At 66.1% G+C, this 11967-nt stretch carries 10 protein-coding genes; 7 read left to right on the top strand and 3 right to left on the bottom strand.

Features of this window, described 5'->3' with window-relative positions:
* Positions 1 to 18: 18 nt before the first annotated feature.
* Both IGW04_RS22950 and IGW04_RS22945 read right to left on the bottom strand, forming a co-directional pair.
* Positions 19 to 198 carry a hypothetical protein gene (locus IGW04_RS22950; protein WP_194715426.1) on the bottom strand — a complete coding sequence of 60 codons (180 nt, stop codon included), beginning with the start codon at positions 196 to 198 and terminating at the stop codon, positions 19 to 21.
* Positions 199 to 227: 29 nt separating this feature from the next.
* Positions 228 to 1202 (bottom strand): LysR family transcriptional regulator, encoded by a 975-nt coding sequence (locus tag IGW04_RS22945; RefSeq protein WP_228527339.1) that lies wholly within the window; start codon positions 1200 to 1202, stop codon positions 228 to 230.
* Between the two features lie 209 nt (positions 1203 to 1411).
* Here IGW04_RS22945 and IGW04_RS22940 point away from each other — a divergent pair, with 209 nt between their 5' ends.
* From IGW04_RS22940 to mprF, 7 genes are all read left to right on the top strand, one after another.
* Positions 1412 to 2296 (top strand): alpha/beta hydrolase, encoded by an 885-nt coding sequence (locus IGW04_RS22940; protein WP_194715425.1) that lies wholly within the window; start codon positions 1412 to 1414, stop codon positions 2294 to 2296.
* A gap of 195 nt (positions 2297 to 2491) precedes the next feature.
* Complete coding sequence (locus tag IGW04_RS22935; protein WP_194715424.1) at positions 2492 to 3721, top strand: efflux RND transporter periplasmic adaptor subunit; 1230 nt, start codon at positions 2492 to 2494, stop codon at positions 3719 to 3721.
* 3 nt (positions 3722 to 3724) lie between these two features.
* On the top strand, positions 3725 to 6919 hold the full coding sequence (locus tag IGW04_RS22930; RefSeq protein ID WP_194715423.1) for an efflux RND transporter permease subunit: 3195 nt from the start codon (positions 3725 to 3727) through the stop codon (positions 6917 to 6919).
* Positions 6916 to 8565, top strand: coding sequence for an efflux transporter outer membrane subunit (locus IGW04_RS22925; protein ID WP_228527338.1), 1650 nt, complete (start codon positions 6916 to 6918; stop codon positions 8563 to 8565). Before IGW04_RS22930 ends, IGW04_RS22925 begins: the two co-directional genes overlap by 4 nt.
* A gap of 257 nt (positions 8566 to 8822) precedes the next feature.
* Complete coding sequence (locus IGW04_RS22920; RefSeq protein ID WP_194715422.1) at positions 8823 to 9326, top strand: hypothetical protein; 504 nt, start codon at positions 8823 to 8825, stop codon at positions 9324 to 9326.
* A 269-nt stretch (positions 9327 to 9595) separates the two neighbouring features.
* Positions 9596 to 9907: a hypothetical protein gene (locus tag IGW04_RS22915; RefSeq protein WP_194715421.1), complete on the top strand. Its 312-nt coding sequence runs from the start codon at positions 9596 to 9598 to the stop codon at positions 9905 to 9907.
* A 180-nt stretch (positions 9908 to 10087) separates the two neighbouring features.
* On the top strand, positions 10088 to 11767 hold the full coding sequence (gene mprF, locus IGW04_RS22910; RefSeq protein WP_194715420.1) for a bifunctional lysylphosphatidylglycerol flippase/synthetase MprF: 1680 nt from the start codon (positions 10088 to 10090) through the stop codon (positions 11765 to 11767).
* Here mprF and IGW04_RS22905 read toward each other — a convergent pair.
* Positions 11750 to 11950 (bottom strand): hypothetical protein, encoded by a 201-nt coding sequence (locus tag IGW04_RS22905; RefSeq protein ID WP_194715419.1) that lies wholly within the window; start codon positions 11948 to 11950, stop codon positions 11750 to 11752. The genes mprF and IGW04_RS22905 overlap by 18 nt on opposite strands.
* Positions 11951 to 11967 lie beyond the last annotated feature (17 nt).

Here is an 11967-nt window from a genome sequence, read left to right as displayed (position 1 = left end):
CGCCAAGCTGCGCTTGGCTCAAACAGACGCCGCACCTTTTCCCGCTCCGGGCACCGCTGACACGGCGCGCTCAACGGGACTTAACTGCAACTGCAACTGCAACTGCAACTGCAACTGCAACTGCAACGGCAACGGCAACGGCAACTGCAACTGCAACTGCAACTGCAACTGCAACTGCAACTGCAACTGCAACTGCAACGGCTTTGTACCTGGCGGCACCAGGCCGGCTAGGCTGCAGTGACGGTATCCACCACAGCTGCCGACAGCAGCGGCGCGGGCTGGTCCGCGGGCCGCATGCGCATCTGCGGATGGTTGGCGAACAGGTCCGACACCCACTCCACGAACACCCGCACCTTGGCCGACATGTGCCGGTTCTGCGGATAGACGATATGCACCGGCAGCGGCTCGCTGGTCCAGTCGGGCAGCACCTGCACCATGCGTCCGGCGGCGACATGCCGCAGCAGCAGGTAATCGGTGATCTGCACCACGCCCAGGCCCGCCAGCCCGGCCTGCACATAGGTGTGCGAGTCATTCAGCGCAATGACGCCGCGCATGGCGATGTCAATGCGCTCCTCGCCGCGCCGGAAGTCCCAGTCGAAGGTCTTGCCGGTCTTGGCGGAGAAGTAGTTCACGCAGCGATGGCGTTCAAGGTCGCGCGGATGCTGGGGCACGCCGTAGCGTTCCAGATAGGCCGGCGAGGCGGCCGTCACGAAGTTGATCACCCCGACGCGGCGCGCGATCAGGTTGACGTCGCCCAGTTCCCCGCCGCGAATCGCGCAGTCCACGCCTTCCTCGATCAGGTCGATCGGTCGGTCGGTGCTGCCCAGTTCCATCATGATGTCGGGATAGCGCTCGAAGAAGGCGGGCAGGGCTGGGATCAGCACTTCGCTGGCCAGGCCGGTTGCCATGTCCACCCGCAGCCGCCCGCTCGGCGACACGCGGGAACGCGACAGCGATTCGTCAGCGTCCCGCACGTCGGACAGGATGCGCACGCAGCGTTCGTAATAGGCGGCGCCATCGGTGGTCACGGTCACCAGCCGGGTGGTCCGGTGCAGGAGCTTGGCCGACAGCGATGCCTCCAGCGCCTGCACCAGGGTGGAAACGGTGGCCTTGGGCAGCTGCAGTATGTCCGCCGCCCGCGTGAAGCTGCCAGTGTCCACCACCTGGACGAACACTTCCATGGCCTGGAACTTGTTGTTCATGATCTCGATTGTTCAATACGGTGAATAATGGATTCGTAATTGCGCGATTTATTAAATTCTAGTCGATGTCTATATTGTCGGCACGGCGGGCTGATTCGATCGCCGGGACGGAAACAGGGGTGAGCCATGACATATTTCGACCAAATTGTTGCAGGCCGTGCGCTTGCGCCGGGCACGGACCAGGTGCGCGCCGCCAGCGGGTGGAAGCGATGAGCACGGGTGGCGTGGACGCGAAACAGGCCGGACTGGCCGGCGACGGCGACGGAGAGCATGAACTCGAGTCGCGCGAACTGGAAGTCGCAGGTTTCGAAGGGCCGCTTGCAGGCCGCCTGTACCGCGCCGTCGTGGACGGCAGGCGCGACCTGCTGATCGTGTTCTTCCACGGCGGCGGTTTCGTCGATGGCGACCTGGACGAGGCCGACGGCTTCCTGCGCAGCCTGGCCGTCGCCAGCGGCTATCCGGTGGTGCTGTCATCCACTTACACGCTGGCGCCGGTCAAGCCTTTCCCGGCGGCGGTCGAGGATGCCCATGCGGTGCTGGCCTGGGCTAGCAGGAACAAGGCCAAGCTGGGCTGGACCGGCAAGCGCATGCTGGTGGCCGGCATCGAGGCCGGCGGCAATATCGCCGCCGTGGCCGCGATGATGGCGCGCGACCGCGGCGCGCCGCGGCTGGCTGGCCAGATCTTGATCATGCCGATGCTCGACCCCGGCCTGTCCTCCTGCTCGATGCGTGAATTGCCGAGCTGTCCGGACAAGGCCAGGCTGGCCGACGAATGCGCCGCCGCCTACCGCGGCTACCTGCCGCATGCGGCAGACCGCAGCCATCCATACGCGTCCCCGCTGCAGTCGAGCCGCCTGAAGAACCTGCCGCCGACGCTGATCCTGTCGACCGATGACGATCCGCTGCGCGACGAGGCCGAGGCGTATGCCGCCAGGCTGATCGCCGCCGGTGTCCCGACCACGGTCCGGCGCCTGCCGGCGGCGCAGCTGCAGGAGCCGAATGCCCGCAATGAATGCGCCTGCACCGGCCATGCGCTGTACGAGATTGCCAATTTCATTGCCGGCCTCGATGGCCAGCCGCCGCCGGGCCGCTGAGCCGCCCCTGCGCCATTAAACGCCTACGAAGGATGAGGACGTGCCGGCCGGCACGGAGGACCCGCTTTTCCCGGACAACCGGGACGCGCCGCCTGCGCGACAGCATCAACGACAGCAATTCCCCTATTCACCGGATCACCGAATCACCGAATCACCGAATCACCAAATGAATTTGTCAGAACACGGAGAACCTGCATGAACATCCTTACCACACTGAAGACGAGAGCCCGGCCGCTGGTGCTGGCGCTCGGCGCGGCCGCATTGGCGTCGACCCTTGCCAGCTGCTCGGACGCCACCGGCAAGGCTGCCGCCGCGCAGCAGGCGCCAGCCGCCACCCCGGTATCGGCCAGCGCCGTGCTTGAGCGGCAGGTCAGCGAGACGCAGGAGTTCTCCGGCCGCCTCGAGGCCACCGAGCGCGTCGAGATCCGCCCGCGGGTGTCGGGCTTCATCACCGCCGTCAACTTCAAGCCGGGCAGCGAAGTGAAGAAGGGCGACGTGCTGTTCGTGATCGACCCGCGGCCCTACCAGGCCGAGGCCGACCGCGCCGAGGCGGCGGCCAAATCCGCCCGCGCCAAGGCGGACCTGGCACGCCTGGAACTGGACCGCGCCGAGCGCCTGCTGGGCGACCGGGCCATTGCCCAGCGCGAATACGACGAACGCGCCTCGGGCCAGAAGGAACTGGACGCCAATGCGCGCGCCGCCCAGGCCCAGTACGAGGCAGCCAGGCTGAACCTGGCCTACACCCGGATTGCCTCGCCGATCGACGGCCGGGTGTCGAAGGCCGAAATCACGCTGGGCAACTTGGTCGACGCGTCCGCCGTGCTGACGTCGGTGGTGTCGCTGGACCGCATCTATGCCAGTTTCAGCGGCGATGAAGCGACCTACCTGCGCGTCGGCCCGCAGAGCCACAAGGGCCAGCCGGTGGCCGTGAAGATCGGCCTGGCCAACGAGGAAGGCTTCCCGCATGAGGGCAGGCTGGAATTCGTCGACAACCAGCTCGATACGCAAACCGGCTCGGTGCGCATGCGCGCCACCTTCGAGAACCGCGACCGCGCACTGGTGCCGGGCCTGTTTGCGCGCGTGCAGCTCGGCGGCGGCACGGCGATGTCGAATGCCATCCTGATCGACGAGCGCGCCGTGAACACCGACCAGAACCGCAAGTTCGTGTTCGTGGTCGACAAGGACAACAAGGCCGAGTACAGGCCCGTGAAGCTGGGGCCGGCGATCGACGGCCTGCGGGTGGTGAAGGAAGGCCTGGACGCCGGCGACAGGATCGTGGTCAACGGCCTGCAGCGGGTGCGTCCGGGCGTGCCGCTGGCGCCGGAGATGGTTCCAATGGATGCCGAGCACAGGAAGGAAGTCGCCATGCTCGGCGATATCGACAAGGTAGGCAAGCCCGGCAACGCTTCCGGTCCCAAGGAATAAGCCATGAATTTCTCACGCTTTTTTGTCGACAAGCCGATCTTTGCGGCTGTGCTGTCGGTGATCGTGTTCGTCGCCGGCCTGATCGCGATCTTCAGGCTGCCGGTTTCCGAATATCCGGACGTGGTGCCGCCGTCGGTGGTGGTGCGCGCCCAGTATCCGGGCGCCAATCCAAAGGTCATCGCCGAGACCGTCGCCGCGCCGCTCGAGGAACAGATCAACGGGGTCGAGAACATGCTCTACATGTCCTCGCAGAACACCTCCGACGGCGCGCTGCAGCTGACCGTGACCTTCGCCATCGGCACCAATGTCGAGCAGGCCGAGACCCAGGTACAGAACCGCGTCCAGCGCGCATTGCCGCGCCTGCCGGAAGAGGTGCGCCAGATCGGCGTGACCACCGTGAAGAGTTCGCCCAACCTGACCATGGTGGTGCACCTGAACTCGCCCGATGGCCGCTACGACGACCTCTACCTGCGCAACTATGCGGTGCTCAATGTGAAGGATCAGCTGGCGCGCCTGCATGGCATGGGCGAGGTGCAGCTGTTCGGCTCGGGCGACTATGCAATGCGCATCTGGCTGGACCCGCAGAAGGTGGCGGCGCGCAGCCTCACCGCCGGCGACGTGGTCGACGCCATCCGCGAGCAGAACGTGCAGGTTGCCGCCGGCGTAATCGGCCAGGGCCCGAGCAAGGGCGCCGAGTTCCAGCTGACGGTCAATACCCAGGGCCGCCTGCAGACCGTGGAGCAGTTCGGCGACATCGTCGTCAAGACCAATGCCGACGGCGCCATCACGCTGCTGAAGGACGTGGCGCGCCTGGAGATGGGCTCCAACTCCTATGCGCTGCGCTCGCTGCTGAACAACCGCTCGGCGGTGGCGATCCCGATCTTCGAGGCGCCGAACGCCAACGCGCTGCAACTCTCGACCGACGTGCGCGCCACGATGGAACGCCTGTCCAGGGACTTCCCGGAAGGTGTCGAATACAGCATCGTCTACGACCCCACTCAGTTCGTGCGCGAGTCGATCGACTCCGTGATCCATACCCTGCTGGAAGCGGTGCTGCTGGTTGCGCTGGTGGTGATCGTGTTCCTGCAGACCTGGCGCGCTTCCGTCATCCCGCTGCTGGCGGTGCCGGTGTCCATCGTCGGCACCTTCGCCGTGATGCTGGGCCTGGGCTTTTCGATCAACACGCTGTCGCTGTTCGGCCTGGTATTGGCGATCGGCATCGTGGTCGACGACGCCATCGTGGTGGTGGAAAACGTCGAGCGCAACATCGACAACGGCCTGTCGCCGCACGACGCCACCATCCAGGCGATGAAGGAAGTGTCGGGCCCGATCATTGCGATCGCCCTGGTGCTGTGCGCCGTGTTCGTGCCGATCGCCTTCGTCTCCGGCCTGACCGGCCAGTTCTACCGCCAGTTCGCGCTGACCATCGCCATCTCGACGGTGATCTCGGCCTTCGTGTCGCTGACCCTGGCGCCGGCGCTGTCGGCCGTGCTGCTGCGCAGCCACGCCGCGCCGAAGGATGCGCTCACACGCGGCATGGACCGGGTGTTCGGCCGCTTCTTCGCCGGCTTCAACCGCTTCTTCGGCCGCTCGGCGCATCGCTATGAAGGCGGCGTGAAGGGCGTGCTGCGCCACAAGGGCGCCTCGCTGGTGGTGTATGCGATGCTCGGCGTGGCAGGCCTGTTCATGTTCAGGGCGGTACCGCCGGGATTCGTGCCGCAGCAGGACAAGCAGTACCTGATCGGCTTCGCCCAGCTGCCGGACGCGGCCTCGCTGGACCGGACCGACGCCGTGATCCGCCGCATGTCCGACATCGCCAAGGACATACCCGGCGTGGAGAACTCGATCTCCTTTCCGGGCCTGTCCATCAACGGCTTCACCAATGCGCCGAATGCCGGCATCGTGTTCGTTGGCCTGAAGCCCTTCGACCAGCGCCGGGACAAATCCATGACGGCAGAAGCCATCGCCGCCGAGGTCAACAAGCGCATGGGCGTGGTGCAGGATGCCTTCGTGATGGTGCTGCCGCCGCCGCCCGTCAATGGCCTGGGCACCACCGGCGGCTTCAAGCTGATGATCGAGGACCGCGGCAATGTCGGGTACGACGCGCTGTACAAGGCGGTGCAGGCGGTGCAGATGAAGGCCTGGCAGAACCCCAAGCTGGCCGGCGTGTTCTCCGGCTACCAGATCAATGTGCCGCAGCTGTTCGCGGATGTGGACCGGGTCAAGGCGAAGCAGCTGGGCGTGCCGCTGCAGGTCATCTACCAGACCCTGCAGATCAACCTCGGCTCGCTGTATGTGAACGACTTCAACCAGTTCGGCCGGACCTACCAGGTGCGGGTGCAGGCCGACGCCCAGTTTCGGTCGCAGCCGGCGCAGATGACGCAGCTGAAGGTGCGCAACAACAAGGGCGAGATGCTGCCGCTGTCCTCGCTGATGCAGGTGCGGGACACCTATGGCCCGGACCGCGTGCAGCGCTACAACAACTATGTGTCGGCCGACCTCAATGGCGGCCCGGCCCCCGGCGTGTCCTCGGGACAGGCACAGGCCGAGATGGAGAAGATCCTGAAGGAGACGCTGCCCAAGGGCATCGCCTATGAATGGACAGACCTGACCTACCAGGACATCCTGGCCGGCAACACCATGGTGATCGTGTTCCCGCTGTGCGTGCTGCTGGTGTTCCTGGTGCTGGCCGCGCAGTACGAGAGCTGGACCCTGCCGCTGGCGGTGATCCTGATCGTGCCGATGTCCATCCTCTGCGCGCTGACCGGGGTCAAGCTGACCGGCGGCGACAACAACATCTTTACGCAGATCGCCCTGTTCGTGCTGGTGGGTCTGGCGTCGAAGAACGCGATCCTGATCGTGGAGTTCGCCCGCGAGCTCGAGGACCATGGCCGCAGCGTCGTCGAGGCGGCGCTGGAAGCCTGCCGCCTGCGCCTGCGGCCGATCCTGATGACATCGATCGCTTTCATCATGGGTGTGCTGCCGCTGGTGTTCTCCAGCGGCGCCGGCGCCGAGATGCGCCATGCGATGGGCGTGGCCGTGTTTGCCGGCATGCTGGGCGTGACCTTCTTCGGCCTGTTCCTGACGCCGGTGTTCTATGTCCTGCTGCGCACCGTCGCCATGCGCATGGCCAAGCCGGCCGCTGGCACCGGCCGGGTCGCGCACCCCAATGCCGAACTGGAAGGAACCGTCAAATGAAGAACCTGCATCCAAACCTTGCGACCATGCACGCAGCTTCGCATCCAAGCACGTCGTTGAAACCGGGTCGCTACGTCGACGAGGCGCTGGACCTGGCCTTCGTCGCCAGGCCGAAAGGGCCGCTTGCGGCACAGGCCAGGCCGGTCTTGCCCTTCGTGCCGCGGCTGGCGGCGCTGCTGGGCGCGCTGCTGCTCAGCGCCTGTGCCGCGCCCGCTTTCGACCAGCCGGGGGTTGCGGTGCCTGCCGCGTTCAGGGAGCCGCAGGCGCCGGCCGCATCCCCGGAGCAGGTGCGCCGTGCCGAAGATGGCACCACCTGGAAGACGGCGCAGCCGGCGGAAAGCCAGCCGCGCGGGGAATGGTGGCGCGCCTTCGATGACGTCCGGCTCGATGGCCTGATCGCACAGGCAACGGCCATGAACCAGAACCTGTCGGTGGCGGCGGCGCGCGTGAGGCAGGCGCGGGCCATCGCCGGCATCACTGAAAGCGCCCGCATGCCGCAGGTTGGCGCCGGCGTCGGCGGGCAGCGCACCCGCCTGTCACCGCCGGAAGCGCGCCAGGCCGAGGGCACTGCGGTGGCGCCCGTCACCAGCTACCGCGCCAGCCTGAGCGCCAGCTATGAGGTCGACCTGTTCGGCCGGGTCGCAAGCACTGTGGCAGCGGCGCGCGGCGATGCCGGCGCGGCGGAGGCGAGCTTCCAATCGGTATTGCTGTCGCTGCAGGCCGACGTGGCGCAGACCTATTTCCGGCTGCGCGGGCTCGACGCCGAACTGGCCACCCTGGCGCGGACGGTGGGACTGCGCGAGGAGAACGTGCGCATCAACAGCCGCCGCTTCGAGCAGGGCGACATCGGCGAGTTCGACCTGGCGCGCGCCCGCACCGAGCTGGCGACGGTGCGGGCCGAGGCAATCGGCCTGCAACGCCAGCGCGCCAATGCCGAGCATGCCTTGTCGGTGCTGCTGGGGCTGCCGGCATCCAGCGTCAGCCAGCCGGACGATCCGCTCGACATGGCGGCCTTGCCGCTGATCCCGGCTGGTCTGCCGTCCGCGCTGCTGGAGCGCCGTCCCGACATTGCCATTGCCCAGCGCTCCATGGAAGCGGCCAACGCGCGCATCGGCGTGGCGCGCTCGGCGATGTTCCCGGCGCTGACCATCGTCGCCGATGGCGGCGGCGTGGCCGGCACCATCGCCGACGTGTTCCGGTGGAGCAGCCGCTCCTGGCTGCTGGGCGCGGCGCTGTCGATGCCGCTGATCGACGGCGGCCGCAACCGCAACAACATCGTGCGCAGCGAGGCGGCGCTGGAAGAGGCCATCGCCAGTTACCGGCAGACGGTCCTGACGGCCTTTGCCGAGGTCGAGGACAACCTCGCCGGGCTGCGCATACTGGCGCAGCAGACCGTGGAAATCGACCAGGCGCTGGCCTCGGCGCGCCGTTCGGCCGGCCTGGCGCAGAAGCTGTATGACGCAGGCCGCTCAAGCTATCTGGACCTGCTCGACGCCCAGCGCAACCTGGCGGCCGTGGAACGCAGCGCCGTCCAGCTGCGCAGCGACCGCGCAGTCACCACGGTGGCCCTGATCCGCGCGCTGGGCGGCGGCTGGGATGCGCAGCCCGGCGCCGGCATCGCAGGAGCGAACCTGGCGGCACGCTGACCTGCGCGCAACAGGCAGGGCATCCGAGGATGCCCCTTGCGGCGGTGCGCGCCAGCGCCCGCCGTTTTTTTGGTCCGGTTGCCATGCCCTGCAAAGGACCGGGCCGATACGGACAACATCGCGGCGATCCGCCTCGATCCGACTGCCGGGCCCATGCCGTCACCGCCAGCGCGCCTGTGCGGCCGGATTTTCGTATTCGCTTCCTGGAGGCCGGTTGCAGCAAGACGTTGTCGCGTCGGCTATGACATCATTCGCCAATGAAACTCATCCAGAACCTCTTCCGCTTCGTGCACTGCACAATGGCGCTGCTGTTCGCCTGTGCGGCGTTGCTCCTGATCGCCATTGGCGCGCGCATGGGTTGGGACACCGTCGCCGCCGGTTTCGACGGCGCCGCGGCGCTGGGCATCATCGAGGCGGTCGGCCTGGTCGCCGCAGCCGTGGTGGCGCTGCAGATTGCGGAAACCATCGTCGAAGAAGAGGTGATACGCGATGCCGACATCAGCGCGCCGACCCGGGTGAGGCGCTTCCTGTCGCGCTTTTTCGTCGTGGTCATCGTCGCGCTGGCCATCGAGGGCCTGGTCGCGACCTTCAAGGCCCTGCACGAGGATCCCACGCAGCTTGTCTATGCGGCAGTGCTGCTGATTGCAGTCGGCGTGCTGCTTGCCGCCTGGGGCTACTTCGTCCGGATGAACGGCATGGCGGAAAAACTTGAGCCCGAAGCCATGGCTGAAGCCAAGAGCGAGGATGAGAAGCTGAAGTGATGCGTTCCGCGGCCCGGGGCACGGCGCGTGCACCGGAACCTGCCCCATTCGCGCGTCAAGTTCGATGAACGCCGGGGCCGCCCATTCCTGCATTCCTTGCGCTCGGCGCAGCGGCAAGGCATCCATGCCATTCCGGCTGCGCGTTGTCCTTGTCCGTCTTTCCCGTGACGCGCTGCTTTATTGCGCTGCGTCAATAGCATAACTGCCCCTATTAATTGGTTATACGGCAATATCTGCGTCATTCATCACCACATCCGGGAAAGGGAAACATGGCTGGGGAATCGAGCGAGCACACCGACCTGATCACACTGGATTTCCAGATCGACGAGCTGAAGCAAAGAATGGCCTGCCTGCAGGAACGGATGGCGACCATGACATCGCAGCAGTACGAGACCAGGAACCAGTCCGTCTTGCTATCGACCATGCAGGAAGTGCTGAGGGATCTGCACCTGCTTCGCCTTGAAATACTGGCCGTGCCGGCTGGCGGGGACGTTCATCCGGCGCCTGCTTACTTGCCGGATGGGCACGGGGACATGATTCATGCGACAAGGCCGCGGGAGGCGCAACTTGGCGCAAGGTGAGACCCGGCCGCGGTATGCGGCCGGCGATTGGCGCCTATTGGCTGCTGTTGTTCCTTCCCGGATTGTCCTTCCTCTTGCAGGCGACTTGGCCTGCAGTCCCCCCGCAGCATCCTCGACGCGCTGCCCATGCCTGCCTCAAGGCCCGACACGGCTAAAACCATAAGGCAGTTGCCTGACCGAATGCGGCTGGCTGACGCGGGCATCGTGAGCCGGCTCTTCGCCGCCGCGCCCCGCCTGGTTGCACTGTTGGTGTTCATCGCCGGCGCCGTGCTGCTGTTCTCGGGCGCGGTTCCGGCGGCAAGCGGCCGGCTGGATGCGCTGCATCGTGTTCTGGCGCTGCCCTTTATCGAGGCTTCCCATTTCCTTGCCAGCCTGGCCGGCGGCACCCTATTGCTTCTCGCCCATGCGCTGCGGCGCCGGCTCGACGCCGGCTGGCAGCTGGCGCTGGCCTTGCTGGCAATGGGCGCGCTGCTGTCCCTGCTCAAAGGAAAGGATTACGAGGAAGCCACGCTGCTGGGCCTTGCATGCCTTGCGCTGCTGCCGCTGCGCGGCCAGTTCTATCGTCGATCTTCCCTGCTGAGCGAGCCCTTTACCCGCGGCTGGACGGCAGCGATTCTGACCGTGCTGCTGGCGTCCTACCTGCTGCTGTTCCTCACCCATGAGCAGACACCCATAAACCAGATGGCATGGTGGGATTTTGCATTGCATGCCGAGGCGCCACGGTCCCAGCGCGCCACCGTCGGGGCGACGGCGCTGATCGCCATCTTTGCCCTGTACCGCTTGCTCAGGCCTGTCAGGCCGCCACTGGAATTTCCGGACGCCGCCGCCCTGGCAAGGGCGCTTCCCATCGTGGAGAAATCACGGGCGACCAATGCCAACCTGGCGTTGCGCGGCGACAAGGCGCTGCTCTTCAGCGCATCGGGGGACGCCTTCCTGATGTATGGCCGCCGGGGTCGCAGCTGGATTGCCCTGGGGGAGCCGATCGGGCCTGAACAGAGCGCCCGCGAACTGGTATGGCAATTCCATGCCCTTTCCGACAGTTTCGACGGCTGGTGCGTGCTGTTCGAAGTCGGCGAGAAGTGGCGTTCACAGTGTGCCGAACTGGGCCTGACGCTGACGCCGCTGGGCGAGGAAGCGCGCGTGCCGCTCGCAGAATTCACCCTCGACCAACCGGGAAGGAAGAAGCTGCGCGAAGCGCGTTCCCGGCTGACGCGTCGCGGCTACCGCTTCCGCATCCTGTGCCGCGAGGAAGTGCCTGCCGCCTTGCCAGCCCTGAAGGTCGTGTCGGATGCATGGCTGGCTGCAAAGAACGTGACGGAGAAAGGGTTTTCCAATGCCTCGTTCGATGGCCATTATCTTTCCCAATTCCCGGTGGCGGTGATTGAAGTCGATGACGGCATCGTTGCATTCGCCAATCTCTGGCCGGGCGCGGGCAAGGAGGAGCTGTCGATCGACCTGATGCGGCATCTGCCCACCGCGGCAAACGGTACGATGGACCTGCTGTTCTGCGAATTGATGCTGTGGGGCCGGCGCGAAGGCTACCAATGGTTCAACCTGGGCATGGCGCCGCTATCCAATCTCGGGGCCGGTTCGCAACGCGATCTCTGGTCCCATATCGGCACCTTTGTCTACCAGCATGGCGAGCACTTCTACAACTTCGAGGGGTTGCGCCGTTACAAGCAGAAGTTCGATCCGGTGTGGCGGCCGCTGTACCTGGCGTCGCCGGGCGGACTGGCGTTGCCGGCCATCCTTGTCGACATTACCGCGCTGATGGCGGGCAGCCTGTCGGGCATCGTGTCCAGGCGTGGTGCAGCGTCGGACAGGAAGGGCCCGTTCCCTGCATCAAGCGCCAGAAAATAAGCAATCGCCTTTGTCAATACGTTGCGTGCCGCCCATCGGAAAATTTCCCGCCGGGCCGGTGCGGGATGAACCTTGGCTGGCATGGACAGCCGCCTGAAATGCGAAGCCGGCATCAAGCTGCCGATGCCGATGCCGATGGTTATGCCTGGCAACGGCTTCTGATGGGGCCTTGATCTCGGACATTGGCAGCGGCGGATCAA

Source organism: Noviherbaspirillum soli, from assembly GCF_015352955.1.
In the GTDB taxonomy this organism is placed as follows: Bacteria; Pseudomonadota; Gammaproteobacteria; order Burkholderiales; family Burkholderiaceae_D; genus Noviherbaspirillum_A; species Noviherbaspirillum_A soli.
Note: the sequence above shows the minus strand (reverse complement) of the source record. Positions and strands in the feature narration are given on the sequence as shown.